Origin of the sequence: Fluviicola taffensis DSM 16823 (assembly GCF_943372375.1) — a bacterium.
Lineage (GTDB): Bacteria > Bacteroidota > Bacteroidia > Flavobacteriales_D > Crocinitomicaceae > Fluviicola > Fluviicola taffensis_A.
Genome location: NZ_CALRYJ010000005.1, coordinates 177,057 through 200,419, shown reverse-complemented (window position 1 = coordinate 200,419; position 23,363 = coordinate 177,057). Strand labels below are relative to the sequence as shown.

24 protein-coding genes and 1 other RNA gene are annotated in these 23,363 nt (G+C 39.9%); 13 read left to right on the top strand and 12 right to left on the bottom strand.

Translation table 11 applies throughout. From position 1 onward, the window contains the following. The first annotated feature begins 315 nt into the window (after positions 1-315). The 6 genes from AAG807_RS09740 (at position 316) to AAG807_RS09715 (ending at position 5,506) form a co-directional block, all read left to right on the top strand. The gene (locus tag AAG807_RS09740) at positions 316-984 is read left to right on the top strand and encodes a hypothetical protein (RefSeq protein ID WP_341902987.1); all 669 of its coding nucleotides are present in this window, start codon (positions 316-318) and stop codon (positions 982-984) included. A gap of 8 nt (positions 985-992) precedes the next feature. After that, a complete protein-coding gene (locus AAG807_RS09735) occupies positions 993-1,529 on the top strand; it encodes a hypothetical protein (RefSeq protein ID WP_341902984.1) in 537 nt (178 codons plus the stop codon). A gap of 330 nt (positions 1,530-1,859) precedes the next feature. Then, positions 1,860-3,467, top strand: coding sequence for a T9SS type A sorting domain-containing protein (locus tag AAG807_RS09730; protein ID WP_341902982.1), 1,608 nt, complete (start codon positions 1,860-1,862; stop codon positions 3,465-3,467). 220 nt (positions 3,468-3,687) lie between these two features. Beyond that, positions 3,688-4,128: a nuclear transport factor 2 family protein gene (locus AAG807_RS09725; RefSeq protein WP_341902979.1), complete on the top strand. Its 441-nt coding sequence runs from the start codon at positions 3,688-3,690 to the stop codon at positions 4,126-4,128. A gap of 151 nt (positions 4,129-4,279) precedes the next feature. Continuing rightward, on the top strand, positions 4,280-4,846 hold the full coding sequence (locus AAG807_RS09720; RefSeq protein WP_341902976.1) for a hypothetical protein: 567 nt from the start codon (positions 4,280-4,282) through the stop codon (positions 4,844-4,846). Positions 4,847-4,912: 66 nt separating this feature from the next. After that, complete coding sequence (locus tag AAG807_RS09715) at positions 4,913-5,506, top strand: hypothetical protein (protein ID WP_341902973.1); 594 nt, start codon at positions 4,913-4,915, stop codon at positions 5,504-5,506. 809 nt (positions 5,507-6,315) lie between these two features. Here AAG807_RS09715 and AAG807_RS09710 read toward each other — a convergent pair. Beyond that, entirely contained in the window at positions 6,316-6,540 is a 225-nt protein-coding gene (locus AAG807_RS09710; RefSeq protein WP_341902971.1) for a hypothetical protein, read from the bottom strand. 221 nt (positions 6,541-6,761) lie between these two features. Here AAG807_RS09710 and AAG807_RS09705 point away from each other — a divergent pair, with 221 nt between their 5' ends. Continuing rightward, positions 6,762-7,484, top strand: a complete 723-nt coding sequence (locus AAG807_RS09705) for a hypothetical protein (RefSeq protein ID WP_341902969.1) — start codon at positions 6,762-6,764, stop codon at positions 7,482-7,484. 22 nt (positions 7,485-7,506) lie between these two features. On the opposite strand, the gene AAG807_RS09700 is transcribed toward AAG807_RS09705, so the two are convergent. The 3 genes from AAG807_RS09700 to AAG807_RS09690 form a co-directional block, all read right to left on the bottom strand. Then, positions 7,507-7,953 carry a hypothetical protein gene (locus tag AAG807_RS09700; protein ID WP_341902967.1) on the bottom strand — a complete coding sequence of 149 codons (447 nt, stop codon included), beginning with the start codon at positions 7,951-7,953 and terminating at the stop codon, positions 7,507-7,509. A 119-nt stretch (positions 7,954-8,072) separates the two neighbouring features. Next, positions 8,073-9,524 carry a hypothetical protein gene (locus AAG807_RS09695; RefSeq protein ID WP_341902963.1) on the bottom strand — a complete coding sequence of 484 codons (1,452 nt, stop codon included), beginning with the start codon at positions 9,522-9,524 and terminating at the stop codon, positions 8,073-8,075. Positions 9,525-9,965: 441 nt separating this feature from the next. Continuing rightward, positions 9,966-11,423 carry a hypothetical protein gene (locus AAG807_RS09690; protein WP_341902960.1) on the bottom strand — a complete coding sequence of 486 codons (1,458 nt, stop codon included), beginning with the start codon at positions 11,421-11,423 and terminating at the stop codon, positions 9,966-9,968. A 199-nt stretch (positions 11,424-11,622) separates the two neighbouring features. On the opposite strand from AAG807_RS09690, the gene AAG807_RS09685 reads away from it, so the two are divergent. Further along, on the top strand, positions 11,623-12,444 hold the full coding sequence (locus AAG807_RS09685; protein ID WP_341902958.1) for a rhomboid family intramembrane serine protease: 822 nt from the start codon (positions 11,623-11,625) through the stop codon (positions 12,442-12,444). On the opposite strand, the gene AAG807_RS09680 is transcribed toward AAG807_RS09685, so the two are convergent. Further along, positions 12,392-12,898, bottom strand: coding sequence for a histidine phosphatase family protein (locus AAG807_RS09680; protein ID WP_341902955.1), 507 nt, complete (start codon positions 12,896-12,898; stop codon positions 12,392-12,394). The two genes, AAG807_RS09685 and AAG807_RS09680, sit on opposite strands and share 53 nt — an antisense overlap. A gap of 107 nt (positions 12,899-13,005) precedes the next feature. On the opposite strand from AAG807_RS09680, the gene AAG807_RS09675 reads away from it, so the two are divergent. The 4 genes from AAG807_RS09675 to rnpB all read left to right on the top strand — a co-directional run bounded on the left by AAG807_RS09675 (position 13,006) and on the right by rnpB (position 16,402). Then, complete coding sequence (locus AAG807_RS09675) at positions 13,006-13,581, top strand: RNA polymerase sigma factor (RefSeq protein ID WP_341902952.1); 576 nt, start codon at positions 13,006-13,008, stop codon at positions 13,579-13,581. Beyond that, on the top strand, positions 13,578-14,849 hold the full coding sequence (locus AAG807_RS09670) for a hypothetical protein (RefSeq protein WP_341902949.1): 1,272 nt from the start codon (positions 13,578-13,580) through the stop codon (positions 14,847-14,849). The genes AAG807_RS09675 and AAG807_RS09670 overlap by 4 nt, the downstream gene beginning before the upstream one ends. A 44-nt stretch (positions 14,850-14,893) precedes the next feature. Further along, the gene (locus tag AAG807_RS09665; protein WP_341902947.1) at positions 14,894-15,970 is read left to right on the top strand and encodes a T9SS type A sorting domain-containing protein; all 1,077 of its coding nucleotides are present in this window, start codon (positions 14,894-14,896) and stop codon (positions 15,968-15,970) included. 14 nt (positions 15,971-15,984) lie between these two features. After that, an RNA gene (gene rnpB, locus AAG807_RS09660) (RNase P RNA component class A) lies at positions 15,985-16,402 on the top strand. Positions 16,403-16,954: 552 nt separating this feature from the next. On the opposite strand, the gene AAG807_RS09655 is transcribed toward rnpB, so the two are convergent. Then, complete coding sequence (locus AAG807_RS09655) at positions 16,955-17,812, bottom strand: hypothetical protein (RefSeq protein WP_341902944.1); 858 nt, start codon at positions 17,810-17,812, stop codon at positions 16,955-16,957. A gap of 50 nt (positions 17,813-17,862) precedes the next feature. Between AAG807_RS09655 and AAG807_RS09650 the strand changes: the two genes are divergently transcribed. Further along, positions 17,863-18,441: a hypothetical protein gene (locus AAG807_RS09650; RefSeq protein ID WP_341902941.1), complete on the top strand. Its 579-nt coding sequence runs from the start codon at positions 17,863-17,865 to the stop codon at positions 18,439-18,441. On the opposite strand, the gene AAG807_RS09645 is transcribed toward AAG807_RS09650, so the two are convergent. From AAG807_RS09645 to AAG807_RS09620, 6 genes are all read right to left on the bottom strand, one after another. Continuing rightward, complete coding sequence (locus tag AAG807_RS09645) at positions 18,433-19,047, bottom strand: deoxynucleoside kinase (RefSeq protein WP_341902939.1); 615 nt, start codon at positions 19,045-19,047, stop codon at positions 18,433-18,435. The two genes, AAG807_RS09650 and AAG807_RS09645, sit on opposite strands and share 9 nt — an antisense overlap. A gap of 180 nt (positions 19,048-19,227) precedes the next feature. Then, positions 19,228-20,046 (bottom strand): hypothetical protein, encoded by an 819-nt coding sequence (locus tag AAG807_RS09640; RefSeq protein ID WP_341902937.1) that lies wholly within the window; start codon positions 20,044-20,046, stop codon positions 19,228-19,230. Further along, positions 20,039-21,571 carry a GH3 auxin-responsive promoter family protein gene (locus AAG807_RS09635; protein WP_341902934.1) on the bottom strand — a complete coding sequence of 511 codons (1,533 nt, stop codon included), beginning with the start codon at positions 21,569-21,571 and terminating at the stop codon, positions 20,039-20,041. Before AAG807_RS09635 ends, AAG807_RS09640 begins: the two co-directional genes overlap by 8 nt. A 49-nt stretch (positions 21,572-21,620) precedes the next feature. Then, positions 21,621-21,761, bottom strand: coding sequence for a hypothetical protein (locus tag AAG807_RS09630; protein WP_341902931.1), 141 nt, complete (start codon positions 21,759-21,761; stop codon positions 21,621-21,623). Between the two features lie 51 nt (positions 21,762-21,812). Next, complete coding sequence (locus tag AAG807_RS09625) at positions 21,813-22,523, bottom strand: zinc metallopeptidase (protein WP_341902929.1); 711 nt, start codon at positions 22,521-22,523, stop codon at positions 21,813-21,815. A 93-nt stretch (positions 22,524-22,616) separates the two neighbouring features. Then, a complete protein-coding gene (locus AAG807_RS09620) occupies positions 22,617-23,345 on the bottom strand; it encodes a Bax inhibitor-1/YccA family protein (protein WP_341902927.1) in 729 nt (242 codons plus the stop codon). Positions 23,346-23,363: the final 18 nt, after the last annotated feature.

Sequence of the window (23,363 nt, the reverse complement as noted above, 5' to 3'; positions counted from 1 at the left end):
CAAGTTGGATGCTTTTTCTCTTTGTCCCTCTTCACTCACACTTCACATTCACACTGAGTCGTAGCTTTTTCTTTTTGAGCGACGAGCGTGAGAATTGTCCCGATAGCTATCGGGAGTGTAATCCCGGTTCGAAGCACGATTTAAGTCTCCCTCTTTGGAGAGGGACTAAGGGAGAGGATAAAAACCAAATCTTCCGCAGTTTCCAAAATTCATAGCAGTTCGATCCCCTTTTGCTCGAAAGACATTGTATTTCAGATTCCTATTGGTTTTTTAGCAGTAAAACAACGAAAATTATTTTTGCTTATCTTTGTGAAGATGCAAAATCGTCTAAAACATGAACTACACGATCTCATTTCAGGAAAGAGCCAAGTTAGGTTTGGAACAACTATCCAAACAGTCGCCGGTTACCTTAGCGATGGCTCTAAAACAGGTTCAAAAGTTGAAGGCTCAAAGCAAATCAGGGAACAAGAAACAAAGAGACTAGAAATTTTCATTTCACAAAATAATCTTTGGGTTGATAACATTGATTTTTCCCAATACGTAAGTGAAGGTGCTGAACAGAGAGTCTTTTTAAAAGATTCGGAGCATGTTCTCAAACTAAATGATTCCATTTATTATAGTTCTTGGAAAGATTATTTTTATAATCTGTTATTCCATAACTTTTTCTTTACTGATACAGCCTACGAACTCATCGGTTTTACAAAAGAAAATGATATTCTCTATGCGGTTGTCCAACAAGCTTATGTTGCAATCACGCAGAATACAGACTTAGAACAAGTAAAAAAATTTCTTAGCTCAAACGGGTTTATCAATAATCGTAATAACGATTATTTTAATCCTGATTTAGGTGTCATTTTAGAAGATTTGCATGACGAAAATGTGTTGACACGAAATGATATTTTATATTTCATTGATACTGTTTTCTATTCAACTGATGAATTTTGGAAGGGTTATGAAAGACATTCCAAAAGAGACAACAACTAAAATTCAAAATGGAAACCTGGATATATGTATCAGATAAAATTCGAAAGAACTATAAAAAGTTGCCTTTAAATGAGCTTCCGGTGAAGAGTGATATGGAAAAACATCCAAATTCATGGAATGCGAATTATGTTGCAATTTTTGGGAAACGATGTTGGGTTATTACACATTCAATTACAAGATATACGGTGATTATTCCTGATGTGAAAGCTAGTAAACTGGAAAAAATTAGATTTTTCTTCTTGGAAAATTTTATGAATCAATTATTAGAAACACAAAATTTTGAAGAGGATATAATTCAGAGCTTTGTCGGAGAGATCAAATTTTATCCCACAAATGGCGATAAATCAGCTATTGCTTATATCAATAAAAGAATAGAGGATATTAACTGTTGGAAATATGAATTGGGTGATCTTCCATTTTCTGTTGCCGGATCAAGAATAAATCATTTAGGTACAAAGTTAATCGATGGAAAGAGCAAGTATATCCGACCAACAGAACAAATGTTGGATTTGATGAATGAATATCAGAAATCGATTAAAAAGTAATTTGATTAACGATTCCGGTTCCTTTTCCATTCGTTTTTCTTTTTGTCCCTCTTCACTCAGACTTCACACTCACACTGAGTCGTAGCTTTTTCTTTTTGAGAACTGAGCGTGAGAATTGTCCCGATAGCTATCGGGAGTGAAATCCCGGTTCGAAGCTTCGATCTGTCTTCTCCCTCTTACTTTTGTTTTAAGTAATTTGTATTAGATCAGGTTAAGTCAGATCTTCTGGAATTAATCTGTTCCCGTCAAAAAACAAATCCCTTTGTAACAAAGGTCACGAACCGATAAGCAGTGAATGCTTACCTTCGGGGAAAACTAATAGCGGACTCAATGACAAAGAAAATCTCAACAATTATTGGTTTCATCTTGCTGAATATAGCAGTCACTGCGCAAACCTCACCGTTCAATATTTACATCGAACCAATCAATATAGCAGGGATTGGAGGACTTCAATCATACGCTTTTGGACAACACAACGGAAAATGGCTTATTGTTGGAGGAAGACTCGACGGACTTCACCGCAGGCAACCTTTTGCAGCTTTTGATATTGCAGGGAATAACAATCAACTAATTGTTATTGATCCGGTGAGTCAGCAAAAATGGTCGGTATCCATCACTTCTCTTTCAGTTGCATTGCAAGAACAGTTGTGCTCCACCAATATGGAATTTCATCAGGAAGGAAACTACCTGTATGTCATAGGAGGATATGGTTACAACGCGGCATCCTCATCGCGAAAAACATTCGATAATTTAACCGCTATTGATGTTCCTGCTGTAATCGATGCAGTAATTTCAGGGACTTCTTTTACAGGCTATTTCCGGCAAATAAGTGACCCTCAATTTGCAGTAACCGGTGGGCATCTGAAAAAAATAAACTCCACTTTTTACCTCATTGGCGGAAATAAATTTGACGGAAACTACAATCCGATGGGAAATCCAAGTTATACCCAAGTTTACACGGACGCGATTCGCAAATTCAATTTATCCGATGACGGAACAACGATCACGATTACTCATTTGCCAACGATTACCGACGCAAACAACCTGCACCGAAGAGATTACAATGCTGTGCCTCAGATTTTGCCCGATGGAGCAGAAGGAATTACCGCTTTTTCAGGTGTGTTTCAACCAACGATTGACTTGCCATTTCTAAACAGCGTAACCATAGACAGCGCAGCCTACTCCGTAAATAACTCATTCCAGCAATTTTACAACCATTACCATTGTGCTGTTTTACCACTTTACTCAGCATCAAACAATGAAATGCACAGTGTTTTCTTCGGAGGTATTGCCCAATACTTTGACAGTGCAGGAGTATTGGTACAAGACAACGAGGTTCCTTTTGTGAAAACAATTGCGCGTGTAACAAGGACTTCTGATGGAACAATGTCTGAATACAAACTTCCTGTTGAAATGCCCGGTTTATTGGGAGCTGGAGCTGAGTTTATCCCTGTTGCGAGCGTTCCTCAATTCGACAATGAAGTGTTCAAATTAGACGAATTCAACACAGACAGTACCTTGGTTGGTTATATCTACGGAGGAATTAGCAGTACGGGTGCCAATATCTTTTTTACCAATGACGGAACACAGAGTAGTGCAACTAGTCAGATTTTCAAGGTTTATGTCATTAAAGACGCAACAGCGGGCATGCACGACTTAAATGAACAGAGTAATGGAACTTTGAAAATGCAAGTATTTCCGAATCCCAATGATGGAGAATTTGTGGTAAAATTCCACTTGAATAAAGTCGTGGAAACCAAACTTTCACTGTACGACATGGCTGGTAAAAAAATAGAAGAGAAGATGTTGACCAAACTGGTTGTTGGCGAAAATACCTATCAGCGCAAAATCAGAAAACTGGATTTAGGAGGGACTTATTTTTTGACCATTGAAACGCCTGACGAAAAGGTGATGCAAAAAATCATTATCAGACCATAGACCGATTTCTGCTTGAAGCTTTTCAGAGGAAACGATTCTTAACTTGTGGGTAAATATTCCGGAATCATTGTTGCTCAGCTATTGAAAGCGAAAAATTCATGATCCACCTCAATCCGGAATTCAATTCTCCTTTGTTGGATTGGTGTGGTATTTTCACACCTTTTGTGACCCTGTTTCGGTTCTCCTTTCGTACATTAGGGAATATCAAATAAAAACAGCGATGACAGAGTTCAAAAGAAATCAGATTATTACAGAACTTGCGGAATCCTTGCAGGCTGGAGATTACGGTAGATTCTTGAGTTATTTTGAAGAAAATGCCGTTTTTGAACTTCCTTTCAGAGTCGATGGTGGGATCCTACTCAAAGGATTACCCGAGATCAGAAAACATTTCGAAAGTGTGGCTGAAGATCCGATGGAAAAGCTTGTCCGCATCGAAGAAGTGATGACAAAGAGTTACGAAGGCAGCGAGGCAGTGACGGTGGAATACTTCACAAAAGGAAGATTGGTGAGCACCGGAGAAACCTTTCATATCCAATCGGCGATTGCAATCATCCGTTTTGGCGAAACCGGAATTGTCTATTACAAAGATATCCCTAATACATTGGGCATGGCAAAAAGAACAGGGACTCTGAACCAACTGGCAGCTTCCTGGGAGAAGTAATCCGCTGTTCTTTCAGTTAAAACAGTCGATTATATCTCCTCCCTCCGAGGGAGGACTAAGGTGGGTGGCATCACGAATCGATTTAAAAATCAAGCACTTTCTTCTATTTCAGTTTTTTTGGTAGTATTGATACAATAATAGAGAATAACAAATGCGAATTCAAAACAAGGGGATTAGAACTGATGCGTTTTATATACCACCTTTTGATTTAAAGGAAGGCGAAATCGTTGTCATCTATTTATCTAATGGACCACATTTTTTTCAGACGGAGATGTTTTTGAAGGACATTTTTAGTGGGAGTAAGAAAAATGAAAATGTGGAGGTCTATGAAAAATTGACTTTTGTTGAACATTTTATAGAACCCAAATTTAGAAGACTTTTTCGTCCTGTGACAGTGGGGGAATATTTAAAAAAGAATGCTGATTTGGAGAGTCCTTTCGCTACAAGAATTTATGAAAATAAATGGATTCACAAAAAACGAAAAGTGAATGAGCTTGCAGGCACTCCGAGAAAATTAGTGAGTTTGTATGCCACACTTTCAAAAACAAGCGATATTATATTTGATCTAACAGGAGTTGACCCGAAAGGTGCAGAAGAAGTATTCGGAATTGTTAGAGAAGTCGTCCGAAAAGGTGGTTCTGCCATCCTGCTCGACAGTTTTGAAGACATGAAAAATGAATGCGATAAATATATTGAACTGCAATGGTTAATTGAATAACTAGATCTGTTCCATAAAAGTACACGGCTTCATAGAGATTTGGCGCTTTTTTCTTATATTCATTTTATGAAAGGTTGGAGTATATTTTTGGTTGTCGCAATCACTGCTTGCAATTCCCCGGAAACAAAATCGGTTAAAACAAAATCGATTGAAACCGTTGCTGAAATGAAAGAAGAAGATTCCATCGAGTCTTCTGGTGAGATGATCGAAGCAAACCCTTTTATACTTCCGAATGAGCTTGTTGTGTTAAGTTTCCAAACCAAAAAGAACAAGCAGGTATTCGTATGTCGTGATCAGGATAATAAGTACCTCGTTTACCGTTTTGGAAGCAAAGCAAAAGTTGAATTGCAATTTCCGAATAAATTGGACCAATCCAGTTTCAAAAAGTTTGATTACTCTTCTTATTTCCGTGGGGGTGGAGTGGAGAATTTGGGACTGACGCTGGATTACTTGTCCTTTACAAACAGCGGCTACCGGTATGTTATCTATAAGACATATGCTTCCGAATCAGTAGGGAACGAAGATGAAATAGGAATCCGGATCATGCATTTGAAAACGAATAAGGAAACAACAATTGAAGGTGATTTCAATTCATTGGAAGGTGGATTTCCGGAAGAAATCATGGAGCTGGTCAACCAAAGTGAAACCTTGTATGATTAGACACGCCGAGACCATCAGCGAAATGCGCCAACGCTGACCCGCATGTTGCCAAAGCTTTAGAGGCGGCATAAGCGTTCTGCGTAAAAATAACCGTGTCAGTTTACCGATTATTCTGTGTTCACAATCCTGAAAAAACAAGCGATTTCATTTAACAAACCATTCACCCGCACTTAACTCCCATCCAAAACGGAACATCTAGCTTTGTAGAAACAAAATACAAAGAGAAATCATGAAAGAATACAAACTGAGAGTAATGAACTTTGTAGATCGCACCTTTTGGTTGTGGTTGGCAATCGGTTCAGTCATTATTTTTCTAAGATTCCGTTGAATCATCGGAACACTTCTCAATTCTGAGAAGGCTTAATTTCTTGCGAGTAATTCATTTTTGCGTTTAAATGCCTTTATCACTGCTTACCGCCATATTTCCAGTACAGAAAACTACCTTGTAAATGACATTAAAAGGCTGAAAGAAATGTACTAAAATTCCATCCTTTGAATTAAGAAATAGAGAAGATTATTTTATTTTTTTAGGATTGTTTCTGTTGTCCCAAAACAAGAGTAATTCGATTCTTTTTTTACTCTTAATGCGATAGAATAAAGTGCTGTGTGGATGAATAACAGCTTTTCTTGCGTGTTTTGGGGTTTTACATTCGGGAAAACCTTTTGGAAAACTATCTATCGACTGTACGGTCTGAACAACTTGTCTTACAAATTCCATTTCTTCATTCGAAGTAAAATTGGTTCGAATATGCAAACGTATAGCTTTCAGAGTTTTTTTTGATCTGGCACTCCAAATAATCTGCATCCAATTAAATCTTTAAGCTAGGGAATTCTTTTCTGAATTGTTCTAACATTTCTTCATGTGGAGTACCTGCATCTGTACCGTTATCGAGTTCCTCCATTGCCAGTCTGACTTCTTCCAATACATAATCCGGAATATCATCTTCGACACTCTTTGTTTTCTGAATCTTAAGACTACGTGCATATTCCAACATTTTAGAGACAAAAGTTTTATCTTCTGATTCTATAATCATCTGCACTAAATTTAGTTTGTTGTCTGCCGTGCTCATAAATCAAAGATAAGAAGAAAACCTTTCCAGTTGCAAAAATTAGAACCTTGCAATCGGCATTCGGCACCCGATAACTTGGATACAACCAACTTCTCAAAAAGTAAAATACGGATCTGCTTTTTTAAGGAGATAAATTAACAAGGAAATAATGTTCTGCTTTAAATAGAATCTTACTTTCGTCAAGCATGAAAAGTCACCCGTTTAAACTTTCCATAGAAAACCCTTGTAGTCAGGATTGGAATTCGATGACTGAAAATGAGCAGGGTAGATTTTGTGAACGATGTGCGAAATCGGTCATTGATTATACGGGTTTATCTGATAAGGAACTGATTCATGCAATCTCATCAAGCTCCAATCCAATTTGTGGAAGATTGAAGCCACAACAGTTGAATCGGTTGATTGGAGATGAGAAAATGATCTCTGTTAACTCACCATACAAATTCCTAACCGGACTTTTTATTCTTGGAGCGTCGAAAAGTGCTTTTAGTGCAGATGAGTATCAACCGAAACCAAATCCGGTTCAATCTTTCATAATTGAAAAATCAATCCTTTCGGAAGAAAATAACCGAAATGAAGACACACTACTCCAAGTTGTAGAAGGAAGGATAAGAGATGGATATACATCTGAATTCATTCCAGGTGCAGTGATAAAAATTCTCGATTCCAAATTTGTTGCGATATCAGATATGGATGGCAACTTCAAATTTGTTTTACCAGATACATTCACTTTAAAAACAATTACACTTTCTGCTGAGTACTTTGGTGACAAAATAGAAGATGTGATTATTGACAGAACTAAAAAAGCCTCTCTGATTGAGATGACTACAACTGTTAATGAAATGGATATAATTGGTGAACTGATCATTTCCAAGCCCAAAAAATGGTGGCAGTTCTGGAAGAGACGTTGAAGTAGAAATTCTTATTTCGGCATTATTCAACCTTGATTTGCTTTTCCCAAGGCATTGACCATTTTTCCCCATTTGGGAATGTAACAGTATACATGCCGCTAATCAGTCTTTCTCCTGAACCTGGATATGAATTTTGAATTGACCTGCTGATTTGATCAGAATTCTTGACTGATTGGTTTTCCTGATCCATCTTGCATTCAACCTGAAACGGAAGATGATGCAGGTATAAACCACATCTTACCTCAACTACTTCATTTTTCTTTGCCTCTAAAGGTCCATAACATAAGGAACCGACGTATTTATGCATGTTATCTTTAGTAATGATTAAGGCATTATCATATGAATTCAGTCTTTTTTTCAAAGCTGCATTCTCACTTCTGAGATCCTTCAGTTCTTTATTCACTGAAGCATCGGCGCAGGACGATACGAGAAATAGAAAAAGGAAAGCCCGTGCAATTATTTTTATCATGTGTCTAATTTTTATTCATTCATTGAATTCCCTAAGTTGAGGCAAGATTGAAGTGAGCGCTTGAGAAGTGTTCAAATTCGTAATTCAGCTCCCGATAGCTATCGGGACGTAATTAGTAATTATTTCCCCAGTTTCCCCAATGTCAACTCAAACATCACCTTAAACGAATATGCGCTCGTTTTTACCCCATTAGCAGGATCACCCGTCAAGCCATTCCGGGATTCATTCGGCGTAGTGAAATCAACATTGTAATCCGTTGTTTTGGGAAGGGCGCAACCGAATTCGAAAGCCAAAGCAATCCGTTTTCCGTTTTTTAGGGCATAATTTCCGCCAATCGAGCTCACCAATCTATCGTATTGGGAAGACTGAATGACTTGTTTGGCAAATTCGTAAACGGAGTACTTGTTGTAATTGAAATCCGTGTGAGAACCAACCTGTAAACTGAATTGAGGGCTCAATTGGAAATCCAATCCGATTCCAATGTCGGTCACCGGTTTGTATTCCTCACCATAAGACAGGAAATTTTGGTTGCCAAAGATGGTGGTGATCAGGGAATCATTCAGGAACTCCGGGTAATGCTCGGGTTCTTTTTTGCTATCGTGGATCAGGTAGTATTTCTGGGCAAGAAATGTTTCCGCGCTTACATGCAGCCAGCATTTGGCACCCAATTGGGCACTTACACCCAAACTGATAGAAGTGGTGCTTCGGTGTTTGACCTTTTCCTTGCGTCCCCTGGAAATAACAGCAATATCTATCGGAAGGATATCATCCATGTTCAGGGTAGAAAATTCCCGGTAGAAATTCCCTTTGCCGAGAATGTTGATGGAAGGTAATGTAGCCACCAAACCGATTCGGAATTTAGGATAATGAAGCAATACCGAAGGCTTGAAAATAGCTTTGATATTCCAGAAGTTGAAAGACATCGTAGAGGCAAAGCGCGTGACTTCAGAAGAAGAAGTATCCGGAGGAAGAACCGTTATTGAATAAGCATTGTAGTACTTCGTGCTTTTGTAAACCCCCATGTGAGACACCCCGAAAGCTAAATGAGGGCTTGCCTCATAAGATACCGCAAGTCCGGCCCAGTATTCTCCGTTATGGATTTCGTGAGCGTATGAAGAAACAAAAGTTTCGTCACCGGGTAGATCAATGGCATCGTATTTCCCCGAATTGTATAAGTCCAACTTGTTGTTGAAGACATTCTTTGAGAGGACATTATACCCTAAACGCCATTTGGGATGTTTTTTCAAGACATAGACTCCCGCCATCATATTCGGAACAGTAGCATAGTCCGTGCTTTCCAGGTTTTGATTCGGACCGAGTGCGTTTTTTTGATTGTAGGTCCGGTATTGATAAGCATTCAATGAAAAAGAAAGACTCGGGTTCTGAATCAGCGACATGGCTGCTGCATTGTAGTAAACCATCGAATGGTCATCCTGTCCGGCAATGACTGCTCCTCCTAAAGCCGTAGCTTTAATTCCGAATTGATCCGTCCAGTAATGATTGTCCTGACCAATGACTTGCAAGCATAATAGATTCAAAATCAGAAGTGTCAGTCCGGTTTTTGTTTTCATTTTTCGAAGATAAAAAAAAACACGAATAGTTAAATTCTTCCATCCGAAAACTACGAAGTTCTGTGCTGATTTTAGCAGCGAAGCATCCAATTTCCAGCTCCAAATCTCTATCATGAAATGAGAAATAGTCAGGCATAAATCACAAATTTGTTTATCGAAGAAAAAGGCCTTTCGTTTTGGAGAACCGATTCCGTAAAGTGCTTGTCATTTGGGATCCTGATCCCACCTTTTCGTGAATCGGTCCGAAACGAAAGGTCGCTTGAAAGTGGAAATTGTGCAAAGGCAGTTTTGCCTACTTACCTCAGTATTTGACTTTCTGAAAAAGTCATACTTCGTCTTCATGAGCAGTGCTCATTCTTCTGCCTTGGCAAAAAGTAGGGAACAAAGAGTTATTGGAAAGTTAACCAGTCAACTTGATTTGTAATTCGTGATTTGAAAAAATTACTGCAACAGTTTCCCCAAAGTCAATTCAATCATGAGTCGGTAGGAATAAGCTCCCGTTTTTACTCCAGTCCCCGGATCACCTGTCAATCCGTTTCTGGCAGCATTGGGTGTGGTGAAATCAACCGTATAATCCGTGGTTTTTGGAAGTGCAAATCCGAATTCGAATACCATGGAGGCGCGTTTACCACCTTTCAGGTCCAGGTTTCCTCCTAAAGCAAAAACCAGGCGGTTGTATTGGGATGATTGGATATTCTGTCTGGTGAAGGTATAAACCGGATACCGGTTGTAGTTGAAATCCGTATGTCCGCCAAATTGAAACCCGCCTTTTTTCGATACCTGAACCTCAATGCCGATTCCGATGTTTGTCACAGGTCTGGCTGCAACACCATAGGAAAGGAATTTTTGTCCGCCAAATAGTGCAATGACCACCGAATCATCAATAAATGAAGGATAATGATCAGACGAGGTCGGGTCTTCATGGATCAGGTAATAATCCTGTCTGAGGAATGTTTCAGCGCTCACATGTGCCCATATCCGTTCACTCAATTGCATACTTACTCCTAAACTGAAAGAAGCGGGATTCTTGGTAACGACCTTGTTTCTGGTTGATTTGGATGCGATGGAAATGTCAAAAGGAAGAAGTCCTTCTCCATCCAGGTTCAGTGTGGAGAATTCCCTCAAAAAAGTTCCCCTTCCAACAATATTGAATGTAGGAAGCGTTGCTGTGAAACCTATCCGGAATTTCGGATAATGGAGCAAAACCGAGGGTTTGAACATGCCTTTTACATTCCAATAATTGAAAGAAATGTTGGATGAAACCCGCGTGTCTTGAGAAGAAGTGGTGTCCTGAGGAAGTACGATAAAGGAGTAATTATTGTAATACTTGACACTTTTAAAAATCCCCATGTGCGTCAATCCGAAGGATAGATGAGGTGTTACATTGTAAGAAAGTCCGAACCCTACCGAATACTCGATGTTGCGGATTTCCTGGGCGTAAGTGGAAACGAAATTCTCTTTCCCGGGAAGGTCGATCGCATCGTATTGTCCTGTATGTAAGGAATTCAATTTACTGTTGTGTACATTTTTGGATACGAGTATGTAGCCGACACGCCATTTCTTGAATTTTTTCAAGGAGGTGACTCCTGCCACCATGTTTGGAACTACCGAAAATTCCGTGCTGTGTAAATCCTGAGCTGGTCCGAGTGAGTTCTGCTGCTTGAATTTCCGGATTTGATAGGCATTTACGGAAAAAGACAGCGCTCTTTTTTCCACCAGGGTCATAGCAGCAGCATTGTAATAGACCATCGAATAATCATCGAGTCCGCCAACGGCAGCTCCGCCCAAAGCAGTTGCCTTGATCCCGAATTGATCGTTCCAATAGTGATTGTCCTGTCCGAATGAAATAAAATGAAGTAAGGTGATCGAGAGAAGTGCTAAGTTTTTTTTGAAATTCATATTTCTAAAGTTAGGAATTAGAGTCTAGCTTTTAAGGGATTCGACACTTCTTTACCGTTAAATAGAATGTTTACTCAGGTAGCGGGTGAATCCGTCGCCGCAGATCTTTATCTCTGAAATGCAAAATTCATTGATTTTCAGATCAAATGCCAATCTGTCAGGATTTGAATTTCGGTTTGCTTTTTGACGGGCGCCATCCGTGAGAACACAAACTAAAATAACGAGTTCAGCTGCTGAAGCATTGATTTATCCTTTGCTTTTGTTATTCCTTTGCTGGGCAATCTGGCTTTTGGAACGAACTTCCGGAGGGAGTGATTTTATTCAATGGGGAATTCGCCCAAGGCAATGGAGCAGTTGGAAAGGAGTGCTTTTCATGCCATTATTGCATGATCCGTCCAATGTGAAACATATTTTGAATAATTCACTTCCGACTTACCTGTTGCTTGCAGCCATAATCTATTATTACCGGGAAATTGCACTCAAGGTATTCCTGATTTCCTGGTTTGGAACAGGTCTGATCGTCTGGTGGGTTGCACAGGATAACGGTGCGTATCACATTGGAATGAGTGGAGTGATCTACGCATTTTTCGGATTCTTGTTCATCTCGGGATTCTTTAGAAGAGTGAAGGCGCTGCAAGGGATTTCACTGGCAATCATCTTCGTATACGGAAGTATGATTTGGGGGATTTTCCCTACCGAACCATCCATTTCCTGGGAAGGGCACTTTGGTGGATTCATTGTTGGGGTTGGTTTGGCAATCGCATTTCGAAAACATGGTCCTGTGAATCCGAAGTACCAATATGAGCTTGAAAAGGAGTTGGGAATTGAACCGCCTGATCTGGAAGGAATGTGGAGAAGAAACCAGGAAGAGTTGGCACATCGGCAGTATTTGGAGCAATTATATCGTGAACAAGCAGCGCAATACGGTCCGCATCCACCGATCCAGATCATTTACCACGTAAATCCCACTAGGAAACCACCGGAAGAGGAAGGAACACTTCCGGACGATACTGAAAAATAATACTTGCTGTCCCTTGACTTAGGTAATCCCACGAGTCGAAAGGAATTGCAAGGGAAATCATTTCAGAAGTGCGAAGATGAATGGATTCTCCGGAAAGGTAACTTGCCAGCTGCGAGATCCCCTCATTGTGTCCGACGAGTGTAACGACTGTCTCATTCTTGCCAAGAGATCCGATGATATGAAGCATTTCATTGTAAAAGGCATCGTATAGCTCTTTGCTGAGTTCGGAATTACAGCGTTCGGTGAGATGTTGACAGATAATCGATTTGGTTTGTTGGGTTCTGACGGCACTTGAACAGATGATTTTCCCCAAAGAGATGTGATGTGTCTGTAAATAATTGCCCAAAACGTTTGCCTGGGACACACCTTTGTCGAGAAGTTCCCGATCGTAATCCTTACCAGTTGGCGATATTTGCTGCGTTTTTGCGTGCCGAATAAGATTTAATGTCAACATTTTTACTTAATTTCCAACCAAACGTAAAGATAGGACGTTATGTGTAAAAAGCAAGTTTCAACGTTTAACATTTTGACTTGTTAATGAACAATTTTGAACCCAGATAAATGCAAGTAACCAAACAGATATTGTTGGGGTCCGCTGAAAATGATAGACGCTCGCAAAAAGTGCTCTATGAGTATTGTTATAGGCAGTTTATCCGCTTGTGCATGCGCTATTATTCAAATCATGAAGACGCCAGACACGCTTTGAACAATGGGTTCCTGAAAATTGTGAATGGATTGCAGAATGTAGATTTGGATGAATTGAACTTTGCAGCTTGGGCAAAACGTATCATAGTTAACACCTTGATTGATGAATACCGGAAAAATAAAAATCACAATCAGTTAATTATAGCGAAAGAAACAGAAGCAGAGTTGGCGAATTCTGCTGAAAAAGTGGAGAATTTAGGAGCGTTGGAGTTGAATTACCAGGAAATCCTGGATTTGCTTAAAACGATTCCACCGATCTCTGCCCATGTTTTTACCTTGTATATAATTGACGGATATAATCACAAGGAGATCGGAGACTTACTCGAGATTTCCGAAGGAACCTCAAAATGGCACCTTTCGACCGCGCGAAAATTGCTTAGAGAAAGACTCGAATTGATGGAGAATAGATATGAAAAACGTTTTGTGATATGAAATATTCAAATCGACATATTAGCGACGAAGAGCTGGATCAGTTGTTCAGAGATGCACATGCATCTGAAGGACAGGAGTCCCTTTTTGTTCCTGAATTCTGGTCTGAAATGGAGGCAATGCTTCCGGCCGAGAAGAAATCGAAGCGAGGATTTTACTGGATTCCATTGGCGGCAACAGCTGTTTTGTTTGGAATCGTTTTGTTCTATCCTCCAAATCCGGTAGAAATTGATCATCTGGACCAAAAGCAAACTTCACACTCACACTCCGCACCGAAACAGATGGATAATGGGAAACAGAATGATGATTTATCTGCTCTCACACTAAGCCCTCAAACTCACACCCCACAAAATGAACCTTCAGTGATAGCTGAAAATACATCGGTTCAATCTGCAGATATTGCCATAAACACGAATACGAAAATCAAGAAAACCTTCAGAGCGCAGAAAAGACAACTGCATAAACAGGAATTTAATGACAATGTAGAAAAAGAAGTACCACTTCAGTTAATAAACGAGAACAGAGAAAATAAGGAAGACAGGGCTGTAATCTTAGATCCGAAGGATGATTCCAATCTTCATTCTCTCTCTCTTTCTCATTCTGAACTGGATTCTCTCAATTTGGAACCCCGTTACGAAAACGCTCCTCACGATGAAATTGCAGGTTTACCTAAGAAAGTTTCTAATGAATCAAATCAGTGGTATTTGGAGTTAGGACCAACCATTGGTCAGTCTCCTTATCTGTCTTCCGATCAGAAAAGAAATGTCGTAGGTGGAGCAGTTCTGGGTGGTGGTTATACCAAACGAATTGATAATGCTTTCGTGAGCTTCGGTTTGCAGGCACGTATGGAAGGATTTGGCGGACTGGATTATCGGGAAACAAACTTCTCTCCAAACATCGTGAGAACAGTTTCTGTGAAACAATTGTATTCCATAGATATTCCTTTGAAATTCGGTTATGCTTTCAGAAAGTCGGAAATTTCTTTCGGTGTCACTCCGGGGATTCAACTCTTTGTTCACGGAAAAGAACAGATCATGCAGAACCAGGTTGTTCAGCGTGAAGATTCGTATACAGGTAAAGTGGAACACTCCAATTCATTGAGCATGGAATTCGGATTCCAATACTATTATAACCTTTCTCCGAAATACAGTATCGGTGCGAAAGTGAATGCAGATATATTGAGACCTTTCCATACGGATTATTATTTGGGTAAATCAACAACTTTCCCTGTGAACGGGCAAATTGTGATAAGAAGAACATTTTCCAAGTAGCTTGAGTTCAATAAGTTTCATATATTTGTTGAAACTACTTTAGAATGAAACATTTGCTACTCCCTTTTCTTGCGTTAAGCTCGATTTCTTTTGGACAAATCACATTGACGGATCAGCATTTTGCCGGACCGAGTGAAACCTATATTTTCAGTACATTGACTGATCCGACGATTGATTATTCCACAACAGGTGCTAACTATACGTGGGACTTTTCAACGATGGTTCCTCAGAGTCAACGAAATCTGATCACCCGCCCAAGCAGTCAAATTAGCGGCTTGTCAATTATCCAGTTCGGAAGTTTTGCTCCGACTCAATACAAGGCAACTTACTTCAATTCGTCCACTGATTTGCCATTGGATCAGGCATCTTCGTTTTTACCGATCCAAATTGATGAATTGAATGCCTTTACAAGAAAGACAAGCAGTGCGATCACTTCGATCGGATATGAAATAGTGAGCAGCGGACAAGGTCTTGGTTTCCGTTCGGATACGATCGAAACGCGTTATGCACTTCCAATGACTTACGGGAATAATTATGAATCACGCGGATACACGAATCTGGATTTGAATCCGATTTATGATGCGAAATGGAGACAGTACCGTCACCGTGTTACGAATGTGGATGGTTGGGGAACTGTAAAAACACCATTCGGTCAGTTCGATGCATTGCGTATTCACCACGTGATTGATGAATTGGATTCCATTTATATCACCTTTCAGGGATTTGGTATGTGGATACCTATTCCGGTTCCATTGACGCATGAGTACGAATGGAGATCCACTTCGGATAAGGAAGCGGTGATGAAAATTCGCACCAATGAGATCGGAGGAAATGAAACGGTTACAGCAATTGAATACCGCGATAATTTCAATGGTTTGGGATTAACTGAAACTGAATTGACTGTTTCGTTTTATCCGAATCCGGTAGTGAATGAATTGCATGTTTCAACGCAGGAATTGGCAAGTGACTTCTGTATCGTGGATGATTCAGGAAGGGTTTGGAGTAAAACTTCAGGTACTTCCAAAGATCAGGTAATTGATGTCTCTCAATTGGCTTCGGGATCTTATTCCCTGGTTGTTTTGTTTCCAAATGGATATTCATCCGTAAAATTCATTAAATAAACGTAATTTCGCATCAAGCAAGCCGACTGTCGCGGTCCGTTTCGGCGGAACGAGGAAAGTCCGGGCAGCATAGAGTAACCGTGCTTCCTAACAGGAAGGATTCATTTGGGTAACCGGATGGGTACAGAAAGTGCAGCAGAAAATAAACCGCCCGGACTTCGTAAGAACGTCAGGGTAAGGGTGAAAAGGGGAGGTAAGAGCTCACCGTTCCGGTGGCGACATTCGGAAGCTAGGTAAACCTCACGGGCTGAAAGATCATGTAAACCAAGCGAGTAGGGCTGCTCGTTCTCTTTTTTCGTTTCGGCGGGAGATGCTTGGAGGGTAGATCGATAGACGCTGATGGTGACATCAGTGCTAGATAAATGACAGTCAGTCCGGATCCGCCTCGGTGGATCCGGATGTACAGAACCCGGCTTATGGCTTGCCTTTTTTGAAACTCTCTTTATGAGCCTTTTTATGCTCTTTCAGAACAGTTTCAATGGTTCCACCCTGCATTGGTTTTCCACATAGAATGGTGTGGTAGATGACCCCGTCAAATTTGAATTTCAACAAAGTGATCGATATTCCCAATAAGGAGAATGAACGCGCTTTTTTGATGCAGATAAATTCCAAAACATACGAACGCTCAGAGAGCAGTTTAAGAATGACTACATCATTTTTAATGTAACCTGTTGCCAAAGTGACGCGGATAATCTTCACCCAAATAGTGAAAAGAATAGCAAGGCTTATGGCAGTTAATAAAGGAACTGAAAAATGATCTGTTAATTGAATCGAAAGAACCAAGAATAGCGCGCTTACCATCAGGTAAGAGATGACGAGTAGTCCGAAGGTTTGTTTACGGTTATCTGGGTTTAATAGTATTCGATCCGTATTGATTAGCACGGTAGAATTCATAATAGTGTAGCGTAAAGATTATTTAAATGTAATATAAATTTAAAATCTTATTCAAAATTTAACAAATTAATTTTAAGCTACTTACAAAACCTAGTGAATCTCGAGTCCCCGAATTAAAAAATTAGGTTGTATCGTCTTGAAGGTGGATAGCTGATTTCGATTGGATGCTATCTGGTGCTGATACCTGCAAAAGAACTCGATGAACTGTTGGGAGGCGACTTTATTCCTGCTGTGTTTATACAAGCTGATGCTCGTGAAATTAGTCATGAAGCGTTGGTTTTCAACCAGGAAATAAAAACAATTGGATTTCTCATAGTGAAAATCCTTATCTGAGAATGCGGCAATCTGACTTAGTGTATAAATTCGGTAGTTTGGGTTAGTGGGCGCTTTACTCTTGGCGATGGATGAAAATTTGCTTGTTTTTCCCAATTTCACCAAATAAGCATTCAAATTGGATTCGACTTCCATCTTAGGATGAATACTGTCCTTTTTTAATTTCTCCCAGTTCAGGTTGATACAGTTGGAACTGGAGTCCTTCTGAGTGACCAGGACAAGCGGATTATGACAAATTGGAACCCAGTATCCGTGGTTATTGCTAAACTGACGGTCCATATTCCTGAAAAAAATACGACTTCTTAACTGACTGAACAAACTCTGGTTGTACAGGGCTTCCCTTAAACTGTCAGAAGACAATAAGAGCACATCGATTCCGGTATTGAATTTGTTTTTCTGGATTGATCTGGCAATTTCGTCCTTTGTCTGATAAACGACTTGGACGGAGATCTTTTTGGATTCCTCGAATTCCTGGATGAACAGACTATCTGCCGGACAGTAAAAATCAGTATACACTACAACTTTTTCATGTACACTTGGTTTTGCTTCATCCAAAACGCAGGAATTAAGCCCAATAGAGAGTCCTGAAAAAAGGACGTAAATCTTCCAATTCATAGTAGGTCAAAGATAGTGGTATTTCGTACTTTTGTAAAAAAAATAATCAGGTGTCGAAAAGCAATTTGAATAAACAGGATAAGTTAAAGATAAGTCAGTTATTGAGTGATTTGCAAAGCAAGGACGAATTGAAGATTGCCGGTGCCATCAAGGCATTTGCTGTTCACGGTCATGCAAGCGTCATTGAGCCGATCATGGAGGTTTGGAGATCCGGTTTGTCGAGCGAAAATGAGGCCCTGGTTATGGATTTATTTCAAAGTTTAAAGGATACTCCATCCATTGAACCTTTAATAGAAGCCTTTAAAAATCCATTGAACGCACATTTGCGCAGAAAATTGGTGACTACTTTTTGGAATTCGAAATTGGATTTCTCCGATTATTTGGCAGATTTCGTCTTGTTTGGAATCGAAGGGGATTTCCTCGATGCGCTTGAGGCGATCACATTGATAGAGAATTTTGAAACCGTTGCACCGGAATCAGCTATTTTGGAATCACAGCTTCTATTGACCGAATATTTTGGTCAGACAGAACATAGAGATGACCAAAAAGACGCAATCTTAACCGATTTGGCACTTCTTCTGAAGGATTTCTCTGAATTGGATGGAATGGAGGACTTATTCTTAGAATAGTCCGTTTATTTCAGCATCAATTGATTGGATGATTTTCCCTAAGTCTTCCTGGTTATCCGGGAACGAATTATTGTCCACGTCGATAATCAGGAGCTTACCATTGTCGTAGGTTGAAATCCAGGCTTCATAACGCTCATTCAAACGTTTTAAGTAATCTAAACGGATACTTTCTTCGTATTCTCTTCCACGCTGCTGGATCTGGTTTACCAAAGTGGGAACAGATGCTCTAAGGTAGATCAATAGATCGGGAGCGGAAACGAAAGAATCCATCAGGTTGAATAATGAAAAATAGTTTTCAAAATCGCGTGTGGTCATCAATCCCATGGAATGAAGATTCGGCGCGAAAATAAATGCATCCTCATAAATAGTTCTGTCCTGAATCACATGAGCTGTACTGTTTTTGATTTCCTGAATCTGTGTGAAACGGGAATTCAAATAGTAGATCTGCAAATTGAAAGACCAGCGCTGCATATCTTCATAGAAATCATTTAGATAAGGATTGTGTTCAACGTCCTCGTAATGAGTCTCCCAGTTATAATGTTTTGCCAACATTTTTGTAAGAGTCGTCTTTCCAGATCCAATATTTCCAGCTACTGCAATATGCATAATTTATAAGTTTTTCGGGGTGACTAAATTACGAAATCTGCCTACATAAATTGCCCTTTGTTCAAAAAATAATTACTGCTGTGTGATTACCCGAATTGACTTGGTGAATGGAAAAATTGAGTATGTGGAATTGAAAAAAGTAGGTGCGCGTTTAATCGCGTACCTACTTTTTATCTGCGATTAATTTGTCGGAGGAAGAATTCGGAAACAATAAAGCCTACTCTGAGTCTGAACATAGAGACGGTCACCTGAAACCTCCATTTTTAAGATTTTTGAATCAAGAATGGAATCTCCGGCAAAGAAAAAGGAAACGAATTCTGAATCTAGATTGACAGTCTGAATGTTTTTTCCCTCGGCAATTAGAAAATAATCCTGAATGGGATAGATAGGTTTGTGGGGAGTTAAAGTCGCTACATCAATAAAGTTCCCAAACTGATCAAACCAGGCAACCTGGTTTATTTCATCAAACAGATACAAGCGGTTGTCAATTTCCTGCATGTTCACGATGGACTTCATATTCAATAAGCCCTTGACATTTTGCACCAATTGACCTTGACTGTTTCGAAGGGTGATGAGTTCTATTTTCGAATTCGGTTCATCGTAGATCCAAATTCGGTCGGTTTGAATGGAAGCGCTAACACTGGCTGCCAAACTCACATTCAGATCACTCAGATAAATGCAATCACCTTGAAGTGCCAAAGCATTATCCAAAAAACAGACACTTTGCTGATCTTCCGAGAACAAGACAATTTTCAAAGGGTTTTGAGCATCGATTTTTTGAATATTCCCAAGAGATTTGATGCTTTCCTGTAACATGATTACTCCTTTTGCATCCCGCTTTTGAATATTTTGATTTTGATAGATGATGCTTTGATGGAACGGATCGATATCCCAGATTGCGGTGGAATCGATATCCAAATGCCAAAGTTCTTTCCATGCCTGCTGTGAGTGCCCCAAGATTGGAAGCAGCAGAAGGAATGAAAAGAGCATTCTATGCATATTCAATGGTTTTGAATTCTGTTTCTTGCAAGATTTGTTCCACGATTTCACGTGTATTCATCAAACGAGGCACTTTGTGTTGTCCTCCTAATTTACCCTTTTTTTGTAACCAGGCATCAAAACTCCCTGATTTTAAAACGTGTAGCAAAGGTCTTCCCAGTGCCAGGTTTTTGGTTCGCTTTGCATCGTAGTCGGAATTGATAGCCCGAAGGGACTCATCCAAAAGCGTCAAAAAACGTTGGATATCATTCGGTTCCCGGTCAAATTCGATCAACCATTCGTGTTTTCCCTGCGTATTGCCATCCATGTAAATAGGGGCAACGGTGTAGTCGCGGATAATGGCGTTTGTTTTGGAGGAAGCTTCCGTAATGGCGAAATCCGAATTGTTTACGATCAGTTCCTCTCCGAATGCATTGATGAAATGCTTGGTTCTTCCTGATAATTTGAAACGATAGGGAGTTTTGGAGGTAAAACGGATGGTGTCTCCTAAAATGTATCTCCAAAGACCTGCATTGGTTGAAATGACGAGAGCATATTCTTCATCCAGTTGCACCTCGTCCAGTTTATGGATAATCTTGGAATCGGTGTCTTCAAAGGAGTGCATGGGAATGAATTCATAGAAAATCCCATAATCCAGCATGAGTAAGAGTTCATTGGAGCCATCCACATCCTGGATTCCGAAAAATCCTTCCGAAGCATTGTAGGTTTCCACATAATGCATGTCGTCAAATGGGATCATTTCCCTGAATGCTTCCCTGTAAGGTTCAAAGCTCACGCCTCCGTGCATAAAGAGTTCCAGATTGGGCCAAACTTCTCGTAAGTTCGATTTCCCGGTGATTTCCAATATTTTTCGCGCTAGCACCAACGTCCAACTCGGAACCCCGGCAATGATGTACACATCTTCTTCAATGGTACTTTTTGCCATGCGTTCAATCTTTTCCTCCCAATCAGTCATCAAGGCAATTTCCTTGGAAGGGGTTCTCCTGATTTCAGCCCACCAAGGAAGGTTTTTCAGAATGATGGCAGATAAGTCTCCTTGGTATGCATTGTCGGATACGGGAAGAACCTGTGCACTTCCCCCGATAATGAGGTGTTTTCCTTTATATAATTTTCTGTTGGGGAAATTCTCGTAATAAAGCGCCAATAAATCTTTTCCGCCTTTGTAATGACAATCTTCAAGGGATTCTTTGGTAACGGGAATGAACTTGCTTCTATCCGTTGTTGTTCCTGAACTTTTTGCAAACCATTTGGTGTCCTGGGACCAGAGCAAATGTTGTTCTCCCTCCATCAATCGTTCGATCCATGGTTTCATGGATTCATAATTATTGAGCGGGACTAATTTCTTAAAGTCTTCGTAAGATTTGATTTGATGAAAGTGGTTCTCTTTTCCGTAAGTGGTCTGATTTCCTTGTTCAATCAATTTTTCGAACAGCTCATTTTGAACATCTTCCGGATACTTCCGAAAAAGCTCAATCTGATGCAAGCGCTTTTTTATGACCCAAGCAAAAATTGAATTGAATGGCATAATAAGAAATCAATAAAATGAAAAAGGAGGATTTATTTTCCTCCTTATACTATCCGAATGCGTAAATCGATCCTATGATTGCCAACAAGATGATTGTGTACACAAACCCAATTCCTACAGTTGAACTTTCAAAGAAAGTGTCATTCTTCTCGTGGTGATCTGAATGATGTTCTGAATGGTGTTCTGACATAACTTCAATTTTTTTTCAAATGTAAGGTTTTGTTTGAAAAATGAAAAGAAATTAATCATCGTTTACTCCAATTAATCTCAAAATGTAATAAATCATCGTGACAACGGCACCCAAAGCGGCTACCACATAGGTTGATGCAGCCAAATTCAATGCTTTTTTCGAGCGTTCGTATTCGCTTTTGGTTGCTGTTCCGGAATGTTCGATCCAATTCAATGCTCTTCTTGAAGCATCAAACTCCACAGGAAGGGTCACCAGACTGAATAAGGCAATGACTCCGTAAGCAATGACAATCGCCCAAAGAACCCATTTGATCGGGAATGATTCGAACAAAATCGCTCCTCCAATGAAAGTCAGCATCATCAGGATATTTAAAAACAACCCGGAAGCATGTTGTAATGGAACTAATTTGGACCGCCAGCGAAGTGGTGCATATGCTTTTGCATGTTGAACCGCATGACCGCATTCATGTGCTGCGATCGCTGAAGATGCCGCATTGCTTCCATGATAAACTTCTTCTGAAAGGTTCACTGTTTTATCGGCAGGATTGTAATGATCTGTCAATTGACCTGGAATGCAGGTTACCCTTACATCGTAAATGTGATAGTCATGAAGCATACGTTCGGCAATTTCCCGACCGCTTAACCGACTTTGAGAGGGAATTTTACTGAATTCTTGAAATTTGCTTTTTAAGCGCCAGCTCACAATTAGTCCAATTCCCATGAAGACTAAACCTATGAGCATGGCTGGGCCGAGAGGTATCATCTGTTTGTAAATTTATACTGCAAAGGTAAGTACAAAAAAACCTGCTATACTTGAATTTTAGCAGGTTTTAACTTAAAGAATGTTATGCTCGGATCAATCCCGGCTTCCAAATAAACGAAGCAGTGAAAGGAACAGATTGATGAAAAGAACATACAAGGTGAACCCTCCTAAAAGAGCTAGTTTATTTTTTTCGTCTGCAGAAAGTTCGGAGTCATGTGCAAATTGTTTCAATCGCTGCATATGATATGCTGTCAATCCGGTAAAGACGATTACTCCTAAAATGGAAATCAGGTAGTCGAAAGCTTCACTTTTCAGGAAGAAGTTAACGATGGATGAGATGAAGATTCCGATGAATGCCATGTATAGAATGGATCCCATTTTCGTCAGGTCGATTTTCGTAACGTATCCCATGATTGCCATCACTCCGAATGTTCCGGCTGTAACTCCTAAAGTTACTGCGATGGATCCCAACGAATATTGGATGAAGATGGTGGATAATGCAAACCCGATCAGGATACTGTAAAGGGAAAACAATCCGAATAACACCGGAAATGAAAGTCGGTTGATCATGGTCTGGAATAACAAAGCGATCCCGATTGGTGAAAAAACCACCACATAAAAAAGTGCGTTAGGTTGATATCCTTTTGGAGTTAGAGTCGAAAAATAAGTTGTGTAAAACTCAATTGTTCCGTATTGGTATGCAATTGCACCTGATACGATCAAGGCAAAGAACATAAATCCGTAGACTTTTCCAAAGAATACTCTTGCTGCAGCTTGTTTCTCAGCGGTATCGAAGCTGTAATTGTCAATTAGTTCACTCATGTGTCTGTTTTTAGAGGT

Coding starts and splice junctions, on each gene's coding strand:
- AAG807_RS09720 (WP_341902976.1), top strand. CDS start 4,280: ATGCGAATTCAAAACAAGGGGATTAGAACTGATGCGTTTTATATACCA.
- AAG807_RS09695 (WP_341902963.1), bottom strand. CDS start 9,524: ATGAAAACAAAAACCGGACTGACACTTCTGATTTTGAATCTATTATGC.
- AAG807_RS09690 (WP_341902960.1), bottom strand. CDS start 11,423: ATGAATTTCAAAAAAAACTTAGCACTTCTCTCGATCACCTTACTTCAT.
- AAG807_RS09670 (WP_341902949.1), top strand. CDS start 13,578: ATGAAATATTCAAATCGACATATTAGCGACGAAGAGCTGGATCAGTTG.
- AAG807_RS09700 (WP_341902967.1), bottom strand. CDS start 7,953: ATGATAAAAATAATTGCACGGGCTTTCCTTTTTCTATTTCTCGTATCG.
- AAG807_RS09710 (WP_341902971.1), bottom strand. CDS start 6,540: ATGATTATAGAATCAGAAGATAAAACTTTTGTCTCTAAAATGTTGGAA.
- AAG807_RS09705 (WP_341902969.1), top strand. CDS start 6,762: ATGAAAAGTCACCCGTTTAAACTTTCCATAGAAAACCCTTGTAGTCAG.
- AAG807_RS09730 (WP_341902982.1), top strand. CDS start 1,860: ATGACAAAGAAAATCTCAACAATTATTGGTTTCATCTTGCTGAATATA.
- AAG807_RS09655 (WP_341902944.1), bottom strand. CDS start 17,812: ATGAATTGGAAGATTTACGTCCTTTTTTCAGGACTCTCTATTGGGCTT.
- AAG807_RS09620 (WP_341902927.1), bottom strand. CDS start 23,345: ATGAGTGAACTAATTGACAATTACAGCTTCGATACCGCTGAGAAACAA.
- AAG807_RS09735 (WP_341902984.1), top strand. CDS start 993: ATGGAAACCTGGATATATGTATCAGATAAAATTCGAAAGAACTATAAA.
- AAG807_RS09665 (WP_341902947.1), top strand. CDS start 14,894: ATGAAACATTTGCTACTCCCTTTTCTTGCGTTAAGCTCGATTTCTTTT.
- AAG807_RS09640 (WP_341902937.1), bottom strand. CDS start 20,046: ATGCATAGAATGCTCTTTTCATTCCTTCTGCTGCTTCCAATCTTGGGG.
- AAG807_RS09645 (WP_341902939.1), bottom strand. CDS start 19,047: ATGCATATTGCAGTAGCTGGAAATATTGGATCTGGAAAGACGACTCTT.
- AAG807_RS09680 (WP_341902955.1), bottom strand. CDS start 12,898: ATGTTGACATTAAATCTTATTCGGCACGCAAAAACGCAGCAAATATCG.
- AAG807_RS09625 (WP_341902929.1), bottom strand. CDS start 22,523: ATGATACCTCTCGGCCCAGCCATGCTCATAGGTTTAGTCTTCATGGGA.
- AAG807_RS09715 (WP_341902973.1), top strand. CDS start 4,913: ATGAAAGGTTGGAGTATATTTTTGGTTGTCGCAATCACTGCTTGCAAT.
- AAG807_RS09635 (WP_341902934.1), bottom strand. CDS start 21,571: ATGCCATTCAATTCAATTTTTGCTTGGGTCATAAAAAAGCGCTTGCAT.
- AAG807_RS09725 (WP_341902979.1), top strand. CDS start 3,688: ATGACAGAGTTCAAAAGAAATCAGATTATTACAGAACTTGCGGAATCC.
- AAG807_RS09675 (WP_341902952.1), top strand. CDS start 13,006: ATGCAAGTAACCAAACAGATATTGTTGGGGTCCGCTGAAAATGATAGA.
- AAG807_RS09630 (WP_341902931.1), bottom strand. CDS start 21,761: ATGTCAGAACACCATTCAGAACATCATTCAGATCACCACGAGAAGAAT.
- AAG807_RS09740 (WP_341902987.1), top strand. CDS start 316: ATGCAAAATCGTCTAAAACATGAACTACACGATCTCATTTCAGGAAAG.